The organism is Cupriavidus sp. C2SS-8b (assembly GCF_057073745.1).
Genome location: NZ_CP172716.1, coordinates 3,112,185 through 3,132,076 on the forward strand (window position 1 = coordinate 3,112,185; position 19,892 = coordinate 3,132,076).

Below are 19,892 nucleotides of genomic sequence, written 5' to 3' on the forward strand. Positions count from 1 at the left end.
GCGGCCCCAGCCGTGCCAGGCATGGATAGATTGGCGCGAAACGCCGAGTTTATCATGTGCCGGGGTCGCGGCCGGGACGGGAAGTGCCGTCGTGCCAAAGCCGCGCGGGTCCCGGCGGGACGTGGATTTATCTGCAGATCGGGATGGATCGGCAAGGTTCAATCGGAGGCCCCCGGAAGTGCGCTTCCGCGGGCGTGGCTGGCCCTCCACATGGGCCGGCAATCCGGGGCGCGCCAGGGGCCGGCTTGCTAGAATGCCCGCATGCGCCTGTTCACCCACCACGCCCTGCAGACACCGGCGGCCAAGCCCCTGAACGACTGGCTGGCCAAGGCCGGCCCGGTTTCCGCGCTGATGCAGACCGCGCGGGAACTCGCCTCGCTGGAAGCGGAGGTGCTGTCGCTGCTGCCGCCGACCATGCGCAACGGCATTGCCGTCGCCGGAGTCAAGCGCGATGGCCGCGGACCGCAACAGGAACAGGTCCTGCTGTTGCTGGCCGCGCACGGCGCGGCCGCCGCGCGGGTGCGCCAGGTCGTGCCGACATTGCTGACCCGCCTGCAGGAGCGGGGCTCGCAGGTGACGGCAATCCGGGTACGGGTACAACCTGAGGCGACGCGCCACAGCGACTGGGACACCGGCCCCGTGGTGCGGCCGCGGACCAACGGACAGATGTCGGCGGTCGGGCTCGCCAGCCTGGACGATCTGGCGCGCAGCTTGCCGCCATCGCCGCTGCAGGATGCATTGAAGACCCTGCTGTCGCATCATCGGCAAGATCCGAAAAACAAAAAACCGGCCTGAGGGCCGGTTTTTTGTTTCCACCGCTTGCCGCAATCAGGCAAACGCGGGCTGGACCTGCGGCAGGAACGCGGCGGGTGCGTCCTCGACACGGTCGAACGTGACCAGTTCATAGGCTTCCTGGTCTGCCAGCAGCGCGCGCAGCAACTGGTTGTTCAGGCCGTGGCCCGATTTGTGCGCGACATAGGAAGCGATCAGCGGATGGCCGACGACGTACAGGTCACCGATCGCGTCCAGGATCTTGTGGCGCACGAACTCGTCGCCATAGCGCAGCTCTTCGTTGTTGAGCATGCGGTGCTCGTCCAGCACGATCGCGTTGTCCAGGCTGCCGCCACGGGCCAGGCCCATTTCACGCAGCGCCTCGACCTCATGCGCAAAGCCGAAGGTCCGGGCACGGGCGATCTCGCGCACGTAGCTGGTGTCGGCAAAGTCGATCGCGAAGTTCTGGCCAGTCTTGTCGACCGCCGGATGGCGGAAGTCGATCGTGAACGACAGCTTGAAGCCGAAGAACGGTTCCAGGCGCGCCAGCTTGTCGCCCTCGCGCACTTCCACGGCCTTCTTTACCTTGATGAAACGCTTGGCGGCGTTCTGCTCTTCAATGCCGGCCGATTGCAGCAGGAACACGAACGATGCCGCGCTGCCGTCCATGATCGGGATTTCCTCGGCGTCGACGTCGACATAGAGGTTGTCGATGCCGAGGCCGGCGCAAGCGGACATCAGATGCTCGACCGTGGAAACGCGCGCGCCATCCTTCTGCAGCACCGACGCCAGGCGCGTGTCGCCGATCGCGCTGGCGGCCACGGGAATTTCCACGGCTTCGGGCAGGTCCACGCGGGTGAAAACGATACCGGTGCCAGCCGGGGCCGGCCGCAGGGTCAGCGTCACTTTGCGACCCGAGTGCAGACCGATACCGACCGTCTTCACCAGGGACTTGATAGTGCGCTGTTTGAGCATGGCGGCCTCAATATTATTAAAACCTATCAGGTTTTCTTAGTCGATTAAGTGATTTTACCACTGCTAGGGAAATCCCGCTAAGCCTCTTTGTGTCGGTGTGTTAATGGAGGCACACGAAGTTGCAAATACTGCACACAGAGCTGAGGATTTGTGTCAGCCGCGCAACGTCTCCAGCATGGATTCCGCGCTGCTGACCTTGAATTCGCCCGGCGCTTCCACTTGCAGGTGGGTCACCACGCCATCGTCGAGCACCATCGCGTACCGCTTGGAGCGCACGCCCATGCCGCGCGCCGAGAGGTCCTGGTCCAGGCCCAGCGCACGCGTCCATTCTGCGCTTCCGTCGGCCATCATGCGCACCTTGCCTTCGGTGTGCTGCTCGCGGCCCCAGGCGCCCATGACGAAGGCGTCATTGACCGACACGCACCAGACCTCGTCCACGCCCGCGTCTCGCAGCGACTGCGCCTCGGCGACATAGCCAGGCACGTGCTTGGCCGAGCAGGTCGGCGTGAATGCCCCTGGCAAGGCAAAGAGCACGATCTTGCGGCCCTTGACCAGGTCCGATACGCGGAACGCATTGGGACCCAGCGAACAGCCTTCGCTCTGGGTATCGAAGAATTCTTGCAGCGTGGCGTCCGGGACGCGTTGTCCGACAGCGATCATGGTGATTGGCAACCTGTCAAAAGGAAGGGGAAAGCGGGGAAAGCCTGCCGCCAATCATAGGCTCCCGGGCGCGCTCGTCCAAGACCGATGACATCCGGTGGCAATTCGATACAGCTTGCTACAAAAACGTCCGCGCGGCGCGCCTTGCAGCGCGCCGCGCGGACGACGGCACATCCCGACCGGGAGGGCGGGAACCAGTCCGGGAGGCGGCCAGCGGCCGCCCGTCCCGGCGACAGGATGTGAACGGAGGCGGTTCAGCGCGGACGCGGCATCACCGGCAGCCCGGGCGGTTTACACGGTCCATGCAAGGCACGCGCGGATAGGGAGCGCTCGTGCTTTGCGACAAGGACGCGCAAGCCGTCAGGGGTCGGCCCTGCGATGCTGGATCCGGCCGTCCCGGCTCAGTCTGCCTGCTTGCGCAGGAAGGCCGGGATGTCGTACGTATCGACACCCTTCTCCTGCAGCGCGGCCACGTGGGCCGACGCCGATTCACGCGAGCTGCGCCACACGGCCGGGGTATCCAGGCCGCTGTAGTCCGGCGAGCTGTGCTGCACGGCGGCGGCAGCCATGCCGGCCATCATCTGCACCGGGATGTTGTCGGTGCCGGTCTTGAGCAGCGTCATCGGCTGCTGCTTCTTGGCCGAACGGCCCAGGCCCGTGGCCACCACGGTCACGCGCAGGGCATCGCCCATGGCGTCGTCATACACCGTACCGAAGATCACGGTCGCGTCTTCCGCGGCGTAGCTGCGGATGGTGTTCATGACTTCCTTGGTTTCCGACAGCTTGAGCGAACGGCTGGCGGTGATGTTGACCAGCACGCCGCGCGCGCCGGACAGGTCCACGCCTTCCAGCAGCGGGCTGGCCACGGCCTGCTCGGCCGCCAGGCGGGCGCGGTCCACGCCCGACACGGTGGCCGTGCCCATCATCGCCTTGCCCTGCTCGCCCATCACCGTCTTCACGTCTTCGAAGTCGACGTTCACCAGGCCGTCCACGTTGATGATTTCGGCGATGCCGGCCACGGCGTTGTGCAGCACGTCGTCCGCGCACTGGAAGCACTTGTCCATCTCGGCGTCATCGCCCATGACTTCGAAGAGCTTCTCGTTGAGCACCACGATCAGCGAATCAACCGAGCTTTCCAGCTCGCTCGAACCGTGTTCGGCCACCTTGGCACGGCGCGCGCCTTCGAAGTCGAACGGCTTGCTGACCACGCCCACGGTCAGGATGCCCATTTCCTTGGCCACCTGCGCCACGATCGGTGCGGCGCCGGTACCGGTGCCGCCGCCCATGCCGGCAGTGATGAAGACCATGTGGGCGCCGCGCAGTGCGTCCGCGATCTGCTCGCGGGCCTGCTCGGCGCAGTTACGACCGACTTCCGGCTTGGCACCAGCGCCCAGGCCGGAATTGCCCAGTTGCAGCACGCGCGAAGCGGTCGAACGCTTCAGTGCCTGCGCGTCGGTGTTCATGCAGATGAATTCCACACCCTGCACGCCGCGGCTGATCATGTGCTGCACGGCATTGCCGCCCGCGCCGCCCACGCCCACCACTTTGATGATGGTGCCGTCCATCACTTCCGTTTCGATCATGTCAAAGTCCATCACTGCCTCCGAGAAAAATCAGTCCCCAGACTTTGCAGCCTCCCCGCCGCAACCCCTGGTTCCTGAACAAGAAACCGATTAAATGAAATTGTTCCCATCAACGCGCCATCTCTGCCGTGGTAGACACGATCGTCAAGACAGCGCGACTTTCCTTTTCATCAGACAAGCTTTGCGTCAGAAGTTGCCGACAAACCATTCCTTCATGCGGCCCCACACCTGCTTGACCGAGCCGCTCTGCACCGCAACCTTGCGTCCGCGCATGCGTTGCACGCGTCCTTCAAGTAGCAGGCCCATCACCGTGGCATAGCGCGGGCTCTTCACGACCTCGTGCAAATTGCCGCGATATTCCGGCACGCCCACGCGCACCGGCTTCAGGAAGATGTCCTCGCCAAGCTCGACCATGCCCGGCATCATCGCCGTGCCGCCGGTGATCACCACGCCCGACGACAGCAGCTCTTCGTAGCCCGATTCGCGCACCACCTGGTGCACCAGCGAAAACAGTTCCTCGATGCGCGGTTCGATCACGGCCGCCAGCGCCTGGCGCGACAGCGTGCGCGTGCCGCGGTCGCCCACGCCGGGCACTTCGATCATGTCTTCCGGATCGGCAATGGCCTGCTTGGCGATGCCGTACTGCATCTTGATGTCCTCGGCATCCGGCGTCGGCGTGCGCAGCGCCATGGCGATGTCGTTGGTGATCTGGTCGCCGGCGATGGGGATCACGGCCGTATGCCGGATCGCGCCCTCGCTGAAGATGGCGATATCGGTGGTACCGCCGCCGATGTCGACCAGCACCACGCCCAGTTCCTTCTCGTCCTCTGTCAGCACCGCGAGGCTCGAGGCCAGCGGCTGCAGGATCAGGTCATGCACTTCCAGGCCGCAGCGGCGCACGCACTTGACGATGTTCTGCGCCGCGCTGACCGCGCCGGTGACGATATGCACCTTCACTTCCAGGCGGATACCGCTCATGCCGATCGGCTCGCGCACGTCTTCCTGGCCGTCGATGATGAACTCCTGCGTCAGGATGTGCAGGATCTGCTGGTCGGTCGGGATATTGACCGCCTTGGCGGTCTCGATCACGCGGGCCACGTCCGTCTGCGTGACCTCCTTGTCCTTGATGGCCACCATGCCGCTGGAGTTGAAGCTGCGGATATGGCTGCCGGCGATGCCGGTGAACACTTCGGCAATCTTGCAGTCGGCCATCAGCTCGGCCTCTTCGAGCGCCTTCTGGATGGACTGCACAGTGGCCTCGATATTGACCACGACCCCTTTCTTCAGACCCTTGGATTCCGACTGGCCCATCCCGATCACCTCGTAGCTGCCGTCGGGGCGCAGTTCCGCCACCACGGCCGCCACCTTCGAGGTGCCGATATCGAGACCGACCAACAGGTCCTTGTATTCCTTGCTCATCGGGTTTTCTCCGCCTTGCTCTTCAGTCGCGTCGGATTGTTGTTGGAAGTACCTGTTGCTGTGGTTCCCGTGCCTGCTGCCCTGGCTTTCGCCGCGGCCGCGGCCTGCGCGTCGGTCAGGAACCGGGCGCTGGCGGTGCGGATCGAGAACCCATTCGGGTAGCGCAGGTCCACGTAGTCGATCTGCTTGCCCCACTGCTCGGTGACCTGCGGCCACGCGGCAACGAAACGCTTCACGCGCTGCTCCATCGCGGCACGCTCTTCGTCGTTCTGCTCGCGGCCCAGCTCCACGACCATGCCGTTCGACAGCTTCGTGCGCCAGGCATAGCGGCCGGACAGCGCCACCGCCATGGGCTCCGCCTTGAGCGGCTTGAACCATTCGCGCATGACCTCGAGCTTCTCGATCACGTCGCCTTCGCTGTCCGGCGGACCATCGAGCGCCAGCAGCTGGGCGTCTTCCTCGGCCTCGGCCGTGTTGGCGACGAACACTTCGCCATAGGTGTTGACCAGCCTGCCGCTGTCGGGGGGGCCCCAGGTGCCCAGGGCTTCGTGTTCCTCGACTTCGACGGTCAGCCCGTTGGGCCATTCGCGCCGTACGCTGGCGCGCCGCACCCAGGGCACCGACTCAAACACCTGGCGCGCCGCATTCAGGTCCAGCGTGAAGAAGTTGCCGGTCAGCTTGCCCACTGCGTTCGAGCGCACGCTGGGCGCGTTGACGTGGCGCAGCGCGCCGCCGTCCATCGGCGCCACCTCGACATGCGTGATGGCGAACACGGGCCGCTGCGCCAGCCACAGCAGACCGGCCGCGAGCGCCATCAGCGCCACCAGCGCGTAGAGCGCGGAGGCGATCAGGTTGAGCAGGCGAGCGTTGTGCCACATGGTGCGAGTTCGTCCGGTACGGTCTTGCCAGGGTTATTCGGGTTTCCAGTGTTCGTTCGGATGCAGATCCAGCGTTGCGGCAGCCACCACCTGCATGACGAAATCCTCGTAGCTGATGCCAGCCGCGCGCGCGGCCATCGGCACCAGCGAATGGCCGGTCATGCCCGGCGAGGTATTCATTTCAAGCAGGAAAGGCTTGCCGTCGGCGCGCAGCATCACGTCCGCGCGCGCCCAGCCACGGCAGCCCAGCACGCGGTAGGCCTGCACCGCCAGTTGCTGCACCTCGCGCTCGACTTCGGCGCTCAGGCCTGACGGACACAGATATTGGGTATCGTCAGTAAAGTACTTATTTTGATAGTCATAGTTCGAATCCGGCGCGACGATGCGGATCACCGGCAATGCTTCGGCCGTGGCGCCCTCCCCCACCAGCGGGCAAGTCAGCTCGGCGCCGTCGACAAAGGTCTCGGCAATGACGTCGTTGTCGAGCGCGGCCGCCTTCTCGAACGCTTCGCGCATCTGCGACGCGTCGGTGACCTTGCTCAGGCCGATCGACGACCCTTCGCGCGCCGGCTTGACGATCAGCGGCAGGCCAAGGTCGGCCACCACGGCATCGAAGTCGGTGTCGGCGTGCAGCATGGCAAAGCGCGGCGTCGGCAGGTCATGCGTCATCCACAGGCGCTTGGTCGCTTCCTTGTCCATGGCCAGCGCCGAGGCCAGCACGCCGCTGCCGGTGTATGGCACGCCGAGCTGCTCCAGCAGGCCTTGCATGGTGCCGTCTTCGCCGTAGCGGCCGTGCAGCGCGATGAAGACGCGGTCAAAGCCGGCCGCGGCCAGTTCGGCGACGCCTTGCGTGGCCGGATCGAAACCATGCGCGTCCACGCCGCGCGATTGCAGCGCGGCCAGCACGCCCTTGCCGGACATCAGCGAGATCTCGCGCTCGGCCGAGCGGCCGCCGAACAGCACGCCGACCTTGCCGAGCGATTTCGGGTCGATCTTGGGATTGGCAACGAAGCTCATGCCGCACCTCCCGCCTGCAGCGGCTGCTGGTGCGAGACCACTTGTCCCGGCACCGCGCCGATCGTGCCGGCCCCCATGGTCACGACCACATCGCCGGGCCGGGCGGCACTCATGATGGCCTGCGGCATTTCTTCCATCTGCTCCACGAATACAGGTTCGACCTTGCCTGCCACACGCAGGGCACGGGTCAGCGCGCGGCCATCGGCCGCGACGATCGGTGCTTCGCCGGCGGCATAGACTTCGGCCAGCAGCAGCGCATCAACGGTGCCGAGCACCTTGACGAAATCCTCGAAACAATCGCGCGTACGCGTGAAGCGGTGCGGCTGGAACGCCAGCACCAGGCGGCGGTCCGGGAACGCGCCACGCGCGGCAGCCAGCGTGGCGGCCATTTCCACCGGGTGGTGGCCGTAGTCGTCCACCAGCGTGAAGGTGCCGGTGCCATCGGCCGTGGCGACTTCGCCGTAGCGCTGGAAGCGGCGGCCGACGCCGTGGAATTCGCGCAGCGCCTTGACGATGGCGGCATCGGGCACTTCGAGTTCGGTGGCGATGGCGATCGCGGCGAGCGCGTTCTGCACGTTGTGCAGGCCCGGCAGGTTCAACACGATGTCCAGCGGCGGCTCCGAATGGCCGTTTAGATGGCGCAGCACGGTGAAGTGCATCTGGCCGTCGACCGCGCGCGCGTTGACCGCGCGGATCTGCGCGTCTTCGGCAAAGCCATAGCGCACGATGGGCTTGGACACGAACGGCAGGATCTCGCGCACGTTCGGGTCATCCACGCACAGCACGGCGATGCCGTAGAACGGCAGACGCTGCGTGAATTCGATGAACGCCTGCTTGAGCCGCGCAAAGTCGTGCCCGTAGGTGTCCATGTGGTCGGCATCGATATTGGTGATGACCTCGATGACCGGGAACAGGTTGAGGAACGATGCGTCGGATTCGTCCGCCTCGGCCACGATAAAGTCGCCGGTGCCCAGGCGCGCGTTGGCGCCGGCGGAATTCAAACGGCCGCCGATCACGAAGGTCGGGTCGAGCCCGCCTTCAGCCAGCACGGAGGCCACCAGGCTCGTGGTGGTGGTCTTGCCGTGCGTGCCGGCAATGGCCACGCCCTGCTTCAGGCGCATCAGCTCGGCCAGCATCAGCGCGCGCGGCACCACCGGGATGCGCTTGGCGCGGGCGGCCAGCACTTCGGGGTTGTCGCCGCTCACGGCGGTGGAAACCACCACGGCATTGGCGCCGGCGATATGGGCCGCGTCATGCCCGTGCATGACCGTGGCGCCGAGCGAGGCCAGGCGCCGCGTGGCGGCATTGCTGCCCAGGTCGGAACCCGAGACCTTGTAGCCCAGGTTCAGCAGGACCTCCGCGATGCCGCTCATGCCGGCGCCGCCGATGCCTACGAAGTGGATGTTCTTGACGATATGCTTCATTGAGTCACTACATGTATTAGGCTTCAGTCCCTGGCCATCTGACTGCATACCTCGGCTACGCGCCGGGTTGCCTCAGGCTTGGCCAGTCCGCGCGCCAGGCGCGCCATGTCTTTCAGTTGCGGCCGGTTCAGGCTGGCGATGGTTTGCGCCAGCCCGTCCGCCGTCAGTTCTTTTTGCTGCACGAGCAGGGCCGCGCCCTGCTTCGCCAGGAATTCCGCGTTGGTCGTCTGGTGATCGTCCACCGCATGCGGGAACGGCACGAACAGCGCCGCGACGCCGGCGGCCGCCACTTCCGAAACCGTCATCGCGCCCGCGCGGCAGATCACCAGATCGGCGTCGGCATACGCCTTCGCCATGTCGTCGATAAAAGGCACGGTCTGTGCAGACACCTGCGCGGCGGCATAGTTCGCGCGCAGCGTGTCGATCTGCTTCGCACCGGCCTGATGCGTGACCACCGGACGCTGCGCTTCCGGCAGCATGGCGATGGCCTTCGGCACGACCTCGTTGAGCGCCGCGGCGCCCAGGCTTCCGCCTACCACCAGTACGTTGAGCGGACCGGTGCGCTGGTCATAGCGTGCCTCTGGCCCGGCCATATGGGCGACTTCGTCGCGCACCGGATTGCCGGTCCACTCGCTGCCGGGCAACGTGTCCGGGAACGCGCACAGCACGCGGTCTGCCACCTTGGCCAGCACCTTGTTGGCCAGGCCGGCGATGGAGTTCTGCTCGTGCAGCACCAGCGGGCGCCCGAGCAGCGACGCCATCATGCCCGCCGGGAACGTGATATAGCCGCCCATGCCCAGCACCACGCTCGGACGCACACGGCGCAGCGCGCCGAGGCTTTGCCAGAACGCGCGCAGCAGGTTCAGCGGCAGCAGGAACTTGGTCACCAGCCCCTTGCCACGCAGGCCGCCGAACTGGATGAACTCCATCGGGATATCGTGCTTGGGCACCAGCGTGGCTTCCATGCCCGTGCGGTTGCCCAGCCAGACCACCTTCCAGCCCTGCTCGCGCAGCGCGTGCGCGACCGCCAGCCCCGGGAACACGTGTCCCCCGGTGCCGCCGGCCATCACAAGCAGGGTGCGCTGCTGCGTCATACCTTCCCTCCGCGCATCAGCACACGGTTCTCATAATCGATACGCAGCAGGATCGCCAGCGCCACGCAGTTCATCAGGATGCCCGAGCCGCCATAGCTGACCAGCGGCAGCGTCAGGCCCTTGGTCGGCAGCAGGCCGAGGTTCACGCCCATATTGATAAAGGTCTGCCAGCCGATCCACACGCCGATGCCCTTGGCCACCAGCCCGGCAAAGGTGCGATCGAGCTGCAGCGCGGTGCGGCCAATGCCGAACGCGCGGCGCACCAGCCAGTAGAACAGGATGATCACGACCAGCACGCCCACGAAGCCGAATTCCTCGCCGATCACGGCGAGGATGAAGTCGGTGTGCGCCTCGGGCAGGTAGTGCAGCTTCTCGATGCTCCCGCCCAGGCCGACGCCGGTCCACTCCCCGCGCCCGAAGGCGATCAGCGAGTGCGTGAGCTGGTAGGCCTTGCCGAGCGCGTTGCTCTCTTCCCACGGGTTCAGGTACGCAAAGATCCGTTCGCGCCGCCATGGCGACGCCGTGATCAGCAGCGCGAACGCGCCGACCGCCACGCCGACCAGCCCCGCGAACAGCTTGCCGTTGATGCCACCCAGGAACAGGATGCCCATGGCCACCGCGGCAATCACCAGGAACGCGCCCATGTCGGGCTCGAGCAGCAGCAGCATGCCCACCACCACTACGGCCACGCCCATCGGCAGGAAGCCCTTGGCCACGGTCTGCATCCACTCCTGCTTGCGCACCGTGTAGTTGGCCGCATACAGCACCACCGCGAGCTTCATCAGCTCCGACGGCTGGAAATTCATGATCCCCAGCGGAATCCAGCGACGCGCGCCGTTCACGCCCTTGCCGACGAACGGCACCAGCACCACCACCAGCATAAGGAGCGCGATGATGAAGAGCTTGGGCGCGTAGCGGTCCCACACCTTGACCGGAATCTGGAACGCCGCGAGCCCGACCGACAGCCCGATCAGCAGCGCGAACAGGTGCCGGACCAGGAAGTGGCTTTCGCGATAGTTGGCGTAGCGCGGCGAGTCCGGCAGCGCGATCGACGCCGAGTAGACCATCACCAGGCCGAGCGCGAGCAGCACGATCGCCACCCACAGCAGGGGCTGGTCGTACTCCATCATGCGCGAGCGGGTCGGCTTGACGCCGGATACCGCATCACGCAGGCCACCCCAGGCGTTGCCGATGGTGGCGCCGATAAAACCGCTGCGCTTGACCTGCGAGTCACTCATGGCATGATCCCCCGCGACAGGGCCAGTTCTTCCACCGCGGCGCGGAACACTTCGGCGCGGTGCACGTAGTTGCGGAACATGTCCAGGCTGGCGCACGCCGGCGACAGCAGCACGACATCGCCGCTCTCTGCCAGCTCCGCAGCCTTGTTGACGGCTTCTTCCAGCGTGGCGGCATCCACCAGCGACGCGCCGCTGCCCTGCAGGGCAGCGCGCAGTTCACCGGCGGCACGGCCGATCAGCACCACCGCACGCCCGTACTGCGCCACCGGCGCGGCCAGCGGCGAGAAATCCTGGCCCTTGCCTTCGCCGCCGGCGATCAGCACGACGCGCTTGTCCAGGCCCGACAGCGCGGCCACCGTGGCGCCCACGTTGGTGCCCTTGCTGTCGTCGAAATATTCGATGTCATCGATGGTCGCGACCCATTCCACGCGGTGCGGCTCGCCGCGGTATTCACGCAGGCCGTGCAGCAGCGCGTTGAGCGGCAGGTCGATGGCGCGGCACAGCGCCAGCGCCGCCATGGCGTTGGTGGCGTTGTGCATGCCGCGGATATGCAGCGCATCGGCCGGCATCAGGCGCTTGTGGCGCACCGGCACGGCTTCCTGCTCGGCGGCGGCCTTGCGGCGGCGTGGCTTGTTCTCCGCTTCCGCTTCCGTATCGGTTTCGGCCAGCACCAGCCAGGGCATGCCGCCCTCGCGCAGCACGCCAAAGCTGCCAGGCGTCTCGGGCAGGTCGGTGCCAAACGTCACCGGCGCCGTGCCCGGACGGGCCATGTCCATGGTCAGGCGGTCATTGCGGTTCAGCACTTGCACGCAGGCCGTACCGGCCGGGCCAAAGATGCGCGCCTTCGACGCGGCATAGGCTTCCATCGAGCCATGCCAGTCCAGATGGTCTTGCGTGACGTTGAGCACGGTCGCCGCGTGCGGCACCAGCGTGTGCGTGGTTTCGAGCTGGAAGCTCGACAGCTCGAGCACCCACACGTCCGGCAGCGTGACCGAGGCGATGCAGGCCGACAGCTTGTCCAGCGCCGACGGGCTGATATTGCCCGCAACCGCCACGCTCTTGCCCGCCCGCTCGACCAGCCGGCCGGTCAGCGCCGTGGTAGTGGTCTTTCCGTTGGTGCCGGTGATCGCCAGCACCTTCGGCGCGTAGCCGGACTCGGCCTGCAGGTGCGCGAGCGCGCGCGCGAACAGTTCGATCTCGCCCCACACGGGGATGCCACGCGCACGCGCGGCAGCCAGCAGTGCGCCGGTGTCGGCCTCGAGCGGCGACAGGCCCGGGCTGATCGCCACCATGCCGATGCCGTCGAGCAGGCTTTCGGTGAATGCGCCGCCCACGAACTCGGCCGAGGTCAACTCGGCTTGCAGGAAGACAAGGTTGGCTGGGGCCTCGCGCGTGTCGGCCACGCGCACCGCGCAGCCGTTCAGGCCACACCAGCGCGCCATGGCAAGCCCCGACTCGCCGAGGCCCAGTACCAGCACATGAGGTTTTTGCAGCTCGCCAAACACTTCGTATTCCCGCCTTTTGAGTTCAGTAGTCCTGTTGTCTAAATAATCCGCGCCCGCATCAGCGCAGCTTCAGCGTCGACAGCCCGATCAGCACGAGCAGCATGGTGATGATCCAGAAGCGCACGGTGACCTGCGTCTCCTTCCAGCCGCTCAGCTCGAAATGGTGGTGCAGCGGCGCCATGCGGAAGAGCCGTCGGCCTTCGCCATAGCGGCGCTTGGTGATCTTGAACCACGTGACCTGGAGCATCACCGACACGGTTTCCACGACGAAAATGCCGCCCATCACGAACAGCACGATCTCCTGCCGCACGATCACGGCCACCGTGCCAAGCGCGCCGCCCAGCGCCAGCGCGCCGACGTCGCCCATGAACACCTGCGCCGGGTGCGCGTTGAACCAGAGGAAGGCCAGCCCCGCGCCGGCCAGTGCCGAGCAGAAGATCAGCAGTTCGCCCGCGCCCGGGATATGCGGGAACAGCAGGTACTTGCTGTAGACCGAGCTGCCCATCACGTAGGCAAACACGCCCAGGCCGCCGCCGACCAGCACGACCGGCATGATCACCAGGCCGTCGAGGCCATCGGTCAGGTTGACCGCATTGCTCGACCCGACGATCACCAGGTACGTCAGCACGATGAAACCGGCCACGCCCAGCGGGTAGCTGATTTCCTTGAAGAAGGGCACGATCAGGTTGGACTTGTACGGCATGTCCAGCGACAGCCCGCCCTCGACCCAGTTCAGGAACAGTTCCCAGACCCGGACGTTGCTGCTTTCCGAGACCGAGAAGGCCAGGTAGACGGCAGCCACCAGGCCGATCAGCGTCTGCCAGAAGAACTTCTCGCGGCTCGACATGCCGCGCGGGTCGCGATAGACCACCTTGCGGTAGTCGTCGACCCAGCCGATGGCGCCATAGCCGAAGGTGACCAGCATCACCACCCAGATAAAGCGGTTGCCCCAGTCGCACCACAGCAGCGTCGAGATGGCGATGGAGACGAGCACCAGCACGCCGCCCATGGTCGGCGTGCCGGACTTGACCAGGTGGGTCTGCGGGCCGATCGTGCGCACGGCCTGGCCAACCTTCAGTTCGGTCAGCTTGCGAATGACCCACGGACCAGCCGCCAGGCCGATCACCAGCGCGGTGAGGTTTGCCATCACCGCGCGGAAGGTCAGGTAGTTGACGACCCGAAGGAAGCTGTAATCGTTTTGCAGCCACTGGGCCAGAGCCAATAACATCGTGTCTTCTTACTTAGTTTGCGGAAGTGTTTGCGACCAGCGCATCCACCATCCGTTCCATGCGCATAAAGCGCGATCCCTTCACCAGCACGGCGCCAGCCCCGGCCACCATGCCCCCTGCGTCTTCCTCCAGCGCCCGGACGAGATCCTCCGCCCGGCCGAAATGCCTGCCCTGCGCGCCGAATGCCTGCACGGCGTGCGGAGCGAGTTCCCCGATCGCCCACAGCGCCTCGATGCCGCACGCGTGCGCATAGGCGCCGATCTCCGTGTGGAAGGCCGGCCCCTGATCGCCCACTTCGCCCATATCGCCCAGCACCAGCAAGCGCGGCGCGGCAAACCCGGCCAGCACGTCGATGGCGGCGCGCATGGAGTCGGGGTTGGCGTTGTAGGTGTCGTCGATGATCACGGTGCCGCCCGGCGTGTGCTTGACCTGCAGGCGGCCCTTGACGGGCTTGAACGCCGCCAGGCCTTCCTGGATCGCCGGAACCTGCACGCCGGCCGCCAGCGCACAGGCCGTTGCCGCTAGCGCATTGCGCACGTTGTGCGTGCCGAGCAGTCCGAGGCGAACTTCGAAGGCATGGCCCGGCGCACGGACCTGCATCACCTGTACTCCGTCGACCAATGCCATGGTGGCATGCACGTCAGCCTTCGGCGTGGTGCCGAAGCTCAGCACGCGGCGTGCTCCGGCAGCGTTGCGCCACACCGCGGCGTGTTGGCCACCGCCTTCCTCGTCGAGCGGAAACACGGCCACGCCGTCGGCGGGCAGCGCGGCAATGGCCGCTGCGTGCTCGTGGGCCACCGCTTCCACGCTGACCATGAATTCCTGGTGCTCGCGCTGGGCGTTCGTAACCACGGCGACGGTCGGCTGGGCGATGCCGGCCAGGTAGACCGTCTCGCCCGGATGGTTCATGCCGAGTTCGAGCACGGCGAGCCGGTGCGACGCGCGCAGGCGCAGCACCGTCAGCGGCAGGCCGATGTCGTTGTTCAGGTTGCCGCCGGTCGCCAGGCGCTGGTCTTCGCCCACGGCCGCGGCGAAGATGGCCGCGATCATTTCCTTGACCGTGGTCTTGCCGTTGCTGCCCGTCACCGCAACCGCCGGCAGCGTGAACTGGCGGCGCCAGCCGGCGCCGAGTTCGCCGAGCGCGATGCGCGTGTCCGGCGCGACGATCGCCGGCACGCCGGCATCGACCTCGCGGCTCACCAGCACGGCGACAGCGCCGCGCGCGACCACGTCGGCAATGAAATCATGCGCGTCGAAACGCTCGCCCTTGAGGGCGACAAACAAGTCGCCCGGCTCGACCGTGCGGCTGTCGGTATGCACGCGGGCAAAGCCCTGCGCGCCATCGCCCAATACACGCGCGCCGGCAATCCAGCCGGCGGCTTCCTGCAAACTGGTCATCACTGGATGGCTCATGCCGATACCCCCCGCGCGGCGAGGGCCAGGCGTACGTGCTCGCGGTCCGAGAACGGCCGCTTGCGGCCATGGCTCTCCTGCGTGGCTTCATGGCCCTTGCCGGCCACCAGCACCACGTCGGCACTGGCCGCGTGCTTGATTGCATAAAGAATGGCGGCGGCGCGATCTTCGATCTGGCGCCCCCGCGCGCGATCGACCATGCCGTCGGCAATGGCGTCGAGGATGTCTTGCGGCTCCTCGCTGCGCGGGTTGTCGCTGGTCAGCACGATCTCGTCGGCCAGGCGTTCCGCCACCGCGCCCATCAGCGGACGCTTGATCGGATCGCGGTCGCCGCCGCAGCCGAACACGCACCACAGGCGGCCATTGCGCGCCTGGGCTACCGGGCGCAACGCTTCGAGCGTCTTTTCGAGCGCGTCGGGCGTGTGCGCGTAGTCGACCACGGCCAGCGGGCTGTCCTGGCCGCCGTGGGCGCCGAACAGCTCCATTCGGCCGTCCACGGGCGCGAGTGCGCGCAATGCGGTCAGCGCGGCATCCCATGCCACGCCATTGGCCAGCGCCGCGCCCAACACCGCGAGCAGGTTGCTGACATTGAACGCGCCGATCATCGGCGTCGCCACGTCGGCGCTGCCGAAGCTGCCATCGATATGGAAAGCGGTGCCGGTCGCCGTCGCGCGGACGCCGGTGGCACGCACCCACTGCCCGCGCGCGCCGCTGACCGACGCGCCCGCCGGGCCGTCGATGCCGTACTCGATCACGTGCGGCGCCCGGACGGCTGCGCCGTTGGACGCCAGCAGGCGCCGGCCCATGCCGTCATCACGATTGATCACCGCAGTGCGCAGGCCATCCCAGCCGAACAGGCGCGCCTTGGCGGCCTCGTACTCGGCCATGGTGCCGTGGTAGTCGAGGTGATCCTGCGTCAGGTTGGTCAGGACCGCCACCGAGAAATGCGTGCCGGCCACGCGCTCCTGCTCGAGTCCGTGCGAGGAGACCTCCATCGCCACCGCGCGTGCGCCGGCGTCGTGCAGGCTGGCCAGGCTCGCCTGCAGTTGCACGGCGTCGGGCGTGGTGAAGCCGGTGGGTTGCAGCGCATCCGGGAAACCGGTGCCCAGCGTGCCGATGGTCGCGCACGGCGTTCCAGTGGCCTGCAGCACCCGCGCCAGCCACTGGCTGCACGAGGTCTTGCCGTTGGTGCCAGTCATGCCGGTCACCGCGAGCCCGCGCGCAGGATTGCCGTGCCAGCCGGCTGCGATCGGACCAGCCAGCTGATGCAGGTTCTCCAGCGCGAGGTGCGGGACCGTGTCACCGAAGGTCCAGTCGTAGCCATCGGCCTCATAGACGATGGCGCCAGCGCCGGCGGCGATGGCCTGGGCGATATGCGGGCGGCCGTCGGTGGACAGGCGTTCATTGCCGAGCACGTAGGCGAAGAAGACATCGCCGCGCGCCAGCCGGCGCGTGTCGCCGGTCAGCTGCGCATTGGCCGGCACCTTGGTACGCAGCCAGGCCAGCGCGTCGCTGGCCTGTGCGGCGATCTCGAGCGGGAGCAGCGGCTTGGCCGTCATTGCGTCGAGCTCCACGGTTCGCTTTCCTGCACCTTGTCGCTGACCACCAGCTGGCGGATCGGCGAATCGGGCTGGACGTTCAGGACGCGCAGCGTGCCGCCGGTGATGGCGGCGAAGACCGGGCCGGCGACGGCGCCGCCGTAGTGGCTGCCGGCGGTCGGCTCGTCCACGCTGACGGCCACGATCACGCGCGGGTTGGACATCGGCGCCAGGCCGATGAACGAGGCGCGGTACTTGCTGCGGTTGTAGCCGCGGCCTTCGTGCTTGTACGCGGTACCGGTCTTGCCGCCGACGCGGTAGCCCATCACCTGCGCTTCCGGCGCGGTGCCGCCCGGCGCGGTCACGGTTTCGAGCATGGCGCGCACGTCGCGGGCGACCTGCGGCGACAGGATGCGCTCGCCGGAGACGGGGCCGTTGGTGCGGAACATCGACACGGGAATGATCTCGCCGTCATGGGCGAAGATCGTGTAGGCATGCGCCATCTGGAACAGCGACACTGACAGGCCATAGCCGTAGGACATGGTGGCCTGCTCGATCGGGCGCCAGCTCTTGTACGGCCGCACGCGACCCGCCACGGCGCCCGGGAAGCCGATCTTCGGCGCCTGGCCCAGGCCCACGCTGGTGAACATGTCCCACATTTCCTGGGGCTTCATCATCATCGCGATCTTGGTCGTGCCGATATTGCTCGACTTCTGGATCACGCCGCCCACGGTCAGCGCGCCGTAGTTGTGGGTGTCGCTGATGGTGGCGCCCTCGAAGTTGTACTTGCCGGTGGTGATGATCACCGTCGACGGCGTCACGCGCTTGAGCTGCAGGGCCAGGCCGATCGAGATCGGCTTCATCATCGAACCCGGCTCGAAGGTGTCGGTCAGCACGCGGTTGCGCAGCTGCTCGCCCGACAGCCGGGTGCGGTCGTTCGGGTTGTAGGTCGGCCAGTTGGCCAGCGCCAGCACCTCGCCGGTCTGGGCGTCGAGCACCACCGCGCTGGCGGCCTTGGCCTTGCTGCGCTCGACCACCGCCTTCAGTTCGTTGTAGGCCAGGTACTGGATCTTGGCGTCGATCGACAGCTGCATGTCGGCGCCGTCGCGCGGCGTCTTGATGATGCCGACGTCCTCGACCACGCGGCCCAGGCGGTCCTTGATCACCTGGCGCGCGCCGGCGCGCCCGGCCAGGCCGGCTTCGCGCGCGAGCTCCACGCCTTCCTGGCCGCGGTCCTCGACATTGGTGAAGCCGACGATGTGCGCCATCGCCTCCCCTTCCGGGTAGAAGCGCTTGTATTCGCGGGTCTGGTGGATACCTTCGATCTTGAGCGCGGCGATCTTCTCCGCCACGTCCGGCTGCACCTGGCGCTTCAGGTAGACAAAGCTCTTGTCCTCCGACAGCTTGCGCCCGAGGTCCTTCTCGGACATGTCGAGCAGCTTCGCGAGCTGGCGGATCTTGGCGGCTTCGACCTGGTTCGGCACGTCTTCGGGCACGGCCCAGATCGCCTTGACCGGCAGGCTGGTGGCCAGCACCAGGCCGTTGCGGTCCAGGATCTTGCCGCGCGTGGCGGGAAGCTCGAGCGTGCGCTGGAAGCGCTTCTTGCCTTCCGCTTCATAGAACTGGTTGCCCGGGCCCTGGATCCACAGCGCGCGCACGGCCAGCGCCACGAACGCAGCGAACATCAGGAACACGACGAACTTGGAGCGCCACATCGGCAGGCGCAGGCCCAGCACGGGGCTGGCCGAGAACTGGCCGGTGCGCGGACGCGAATTGTTCGGGCGGTTGCGCGAGGGGGCGCCGTTGCGGGGCATGTTCATGGACGTTCCTCCCCGGCGGGAGCCGATGCGGCCGCCGCGGGTGCCGGCGCCGCCTGCGGCAGCACGATACCCGAGAGGTACTGGGTCCTGCCCGCCATGACCGGCGCCATGTGCAGCTGGGTACGCGCGGCCTCCGCAATGCGCGCGCTCTTGCCCAGCGCGCTTTGCTGGTATTGCAGCCGCGACCAGTCGACGTCGAGCTGCTTCTCCTCGGACTGTGCGCGTTCCATCGCCACAAACAGCGTGCGCGCCTGGTGCTGCGCGCTCACCAGCGAGAGCGCGCAGAAGATCAGCGCGGCGAGCAGGAAGAAGGTCAGGCGGTTCATGCCGGCCGGCCTCCCTGGCCCGGTACGGCCGGCGCCAGCTTCTCGGCCACGCGCATCACGGCCGAGCGCGCGCGCGGGTTGTCGGCAACCTCTTGCGCGCCGGGCTTGACGCGGCCCAGCAGGCGCAGCGTCGGCTGCGGCAGGTCGGCCGCGCGCAGCGGCGCGCGGCGCAGCGCCGGATCGGCATCCTGCTGGGGACGGGCGTGCGCCGCCATGAACCGCTTGACGATGCGGTCCTCCAGCGAATGGAAGCTGATCACCACGAGGCGGCCCCCTACCTGCAGCAGGTCATAGGCGGCCTTCAGCCCTCTTTCGAGGTCCTCAAGCTCTTGATTGATGTGAATCCGTAGAGCCTGAAAGGTGCGGGTCGCAGGGTCCTGACCCTTCTCGCGTGTTTTGACGGCTTTCGCCACGAGCGCGGCAAGGTCGGCAGTAGTGGCGAGAGGTCCGCCATCGCCGGGTTCGCGCCGGCGAGCAACAATCGCCTTTGCAATCTGTACAGCAAACCGTTCTTCCCCATAGTCTCGTATCACCCTGGCAATGTCATGCTCTTCCGCCTGCGCCAGCCACTGGGCGGCAGTGATGCCGCGCGTGGTGTCCATGCGCATGTCCAGCGGGCCCTCGAAACGAAAGGAAAACCCCCTCGCCGCCTCGTCGATCTGGGGCGAGCTGATCCCCAGGTCGAGGAGCACGCCAGCCACATGGCCACGCCCGGCCAGGCGCTCGCCCATGGCTGCAAAGCTCTCGTGCTCAATGGAGAAGCGGGCATCCTGGATGGTGCCCGCTTCTGCGATTGCTGCTGGGTCCTTGTCGAATGCGACGAGCGCCCCGTCTGGCCCCAGCCGGGCCAGAACCGCCCGGCTGTGCCCTCCCCTGCCGAAGGTGCCGTCCACGTAGGCGCCGTCCGGGCGCCAGACCAGCGCCTCGACGGCCTCGTCCAGCAGCACGGTGCGATGGCGCAGGGCGGGGGTTGCCGGCGATCCGGTAGGACTCATGACCTTG

The 19,892-nt window shown here is 67.0% G+C and carries 17 protein-coding genes; 1 reads left to right on the forward strand and 16 read right to left on the reverse strand.

The features are described 5' to 3' along the window. Window positions 1-261: 261 nt before the first annotated feature. The gene (locus ACIGJB_RS14425; protein ID WP_483730442.1) at window positions 262-795 is read left to right on the forward strand and encodes a DciA family protein; all 534 of its coding nucleotides are present in this window, start codon (window positions 262-264) and stop codon (window positions 793-795) included. A 33-nt stretch (window positions 796-828) separates the two neighbouring features. On the opposite strand, the gene lpxC is transcribed toward ACIGJB_RS14425, so the two are convergent. The 16 genes from lpxC to rsmH form a co-directional block, all read right to left on the reverse strand. Further along, window positions 829-1,746, reverse strand: coding sequence for a UDP-3-O-acyl-N-acetylglucosamine deacetylase (lpxC, locus tag ACIGJB_RS14430; protein ID WP_483730443.1), 918 nt, complete (start codon window positions 1,744-1,746; stop codon window positions 829-831). A gap of 153 nt (window positions 1,747-1,899) precedes the next feature. Next, complete coding sequence (locus ACIGJB_RS14435) at window positions 1,900-2,406, reverse strand: redoxin family protein (protein ID WP_483730444.1); 507 nt, start codon at window positions 2,404-2,406, stop codon at window positions 1,900-1,902. Window positions 2,407-2,807: 401 nt separating this feature from the next. After that, window positions 2,808-4,001: a cell division protein FtsZ gene (gene ftsZ / locus ACIGJB_RS14440; RefSeq protein ID WP_483709419.1), complete on the reverse strand. Its 1,194-nt coding sequence runs from the start codon at window positions 3,999-4,001 to the stop codon at window positions 2,808-2,810. 174 nt (window positions 4,002-4,175) lie between these two features. Continuing rightward, window positions 4,176-5,408 carry a cell division protein FtsA gene (ftsA, locus tag ACIGJB_RS14445; RefSeq protein WP_483709421.1) on the reverse strand — a complete coding sequence of 411 codons (1,233 nt, stop codon included), beginning with the start codon at window positions 5,406-5,408 and terminating at the stop codon, window positions 4,176-4,178. After that, window positions 5,405-6,286: a cell division protein FtsQ/DivIB gene (locus ACIGJB_RS14450; RefSeq protein ID WP_483730445.1), complete on the reverse strand. Its 882-nt coding sequence runs from the start codon at window positions 6,284-6,286 to the stop codon at window positions 5,405-5,407. The genes ftsA and ACIGJB_RS14450 overlap by 4 nt, the downstream gene beginning before the upstream one ends. A 33-nt stretch (window positions 6,287-6,319) precedes the next feature. Next, complete coding sequence (locus ACIGJB_RS14455) at window positions 6,320-7,303, reverse strand: D-alanine--D-alanine ligase (protein ID WP_483730446.1); 984 nt, start codon at window positions 7,301-7,303, stop codon at window positions 6,320-6,322. After that, window positions 7,300-8,727, reverse strand: a complete 1,428-nt coding sequence (gene murC / locus ACIGJB_RS14460; RefSeq protein ID WP_483730447.1) for a UDP-N-acetylmuramate--L-alanine ligase — start codon at window positions 8,725-8,727, stop codon at window positions 7,300-7,302. Before murC ends, ACIGJB_RS14455 begins: the two co-directional genes overlap by 4 nt. A gap of 23 nt (window positions 8,728-8,750) precedes the next feature. Beyond that, entirely contained in the window at window positions 8,751-9,821 is a 1,071-nt protein-coding gene (gene murG / locus ACIGJB_RS14465) for an undecaprenyldiphospho-muramoylpentapeptide beta-N-acetylglucosaminyltransferase (RefSeq protein ID WP_483730448.1), read from the reverse strand. Next, window positions 9,818-11,059: a putative lipid II flippase FtsW gene (gene ftsW / locus ACIGJB_RS14470; RefSeq protein ID WP_483709427.1), complete on the reverse strand. Its 1,242-nt coding sequence runs from the start codon at window positions 11,057-11,059 to the stop codon at window positions 9,818-9,820. The genes murG and ftsW overlap by 4 nt, the downstream gene beginning before the upstream one ends. Then, window positions 11,056-12,564: a UDP-N-acetylmuramoyl-L-alanine--D-glutamate ligase gene (murD, locus tag ACIGJB_RS14475; RefSeq protein WP_483730449.1), complete on the reverse strand. Its 1,509-nt coding sequence runs from the start codon at window positions 12,562-12,564 to the stop codon at window positions 11,056-11,058. Before murD ends, ftsW begins: the two co-directional genes overlap by 4 nt. Before the next feature lie 58 nt (window positions 12,565-12,622). Continuing rightward, window positions 12,623-13,792, reverse strand: a complete 1,170-nt coding sequence (mraY, locus tag ACIGJB_RS14480) for a phospho-N-acetylmuramoyl-pentapeptide-transferase (protein ID WP_483709429.1) — start codon at window positions 13,790-13,792, stop codon at window positions 12,623-12,625. 13 nt (window positions 13,793-13,805) lie between these two features. Continuing rightward, window positions 13,806-15,206, reverse strand: coding sequence for a UDP-N-acetylmuramoyl-tripeptide--D-alanyl-D-alanine ligase (locus tag ACIGJB_RS14485; RefSeq protein WP_483730450.1), 1,401 nt, complete (start codon window positions 15,204-15,206; stop codon window positions 13,806-13,808). Continuing rightward, window positions 15,203-16,765 (reverse strand): UDP-N-acetylmuramoyl-L-alanyl-D-glutamate--2,6-diaminopimelate ligase, encoded by a 1,563-nt coding sequence (locus ACIGJB_RS14490; protein ID WP_483732338.1) that lies wholly within the window; start codon window positions 16,763-16,765, stop codon window positions 15,203-15,205. Before ACIGJB_RS14490 ends, ACIGJB_RS14485 begins: the two co-directional genes overlap by 4 nt. Further along, window positions 16,762-18,564: a peptidoglycan D,D-transpeptidase FtsI family protein gene (locus ACIGJB_RS14495; RefSeq protein WP_483730451.1), complete on the reverse strand. Its 1,803-nt coding sequence runs from the start codon at window positions 18,562-18,564 to the stop codon at window positions 16,762-16,764. Before ACIGJB_RS14495 ends, ACIGJB_RS14490 begins: the two co-directional genes overlap by 4 nt. Further along, on the reverse strand, window positions 18,561-18,890 hold the full coding sequence (gene ftsL / locus ACIGJB_RS14500) for a cell division protein FtsL (RefSeq protein ID WP_483709433.1): 330 nt from the start codon (window positions 18,888-18,890) through the stop codon (window positions 18,561-18,563). The genes ACIGJB_RS14495 and ftsL overlap by 4 nt, the downstream gene beginning before the upstream one ends. Next, complete coding sequence (gene rsmH / locus ACIGJB_RS14505) at window positions 18,887-19,885, reverse strand: 16S rRNA (cytosine(1402)-N(4))-methyltransferase RsmH (protein ID WP_483730452.1); 999 nt, start codon at window positions 19,883-19,885, stop codon at window positions 18,887-18,889. The genes ftsL and rsmH overlap by 4 nt, the downstream gene beginning before the upstream one ends. Window positions 19,886-19,892 lie beyond the last annotated feature (7 nt).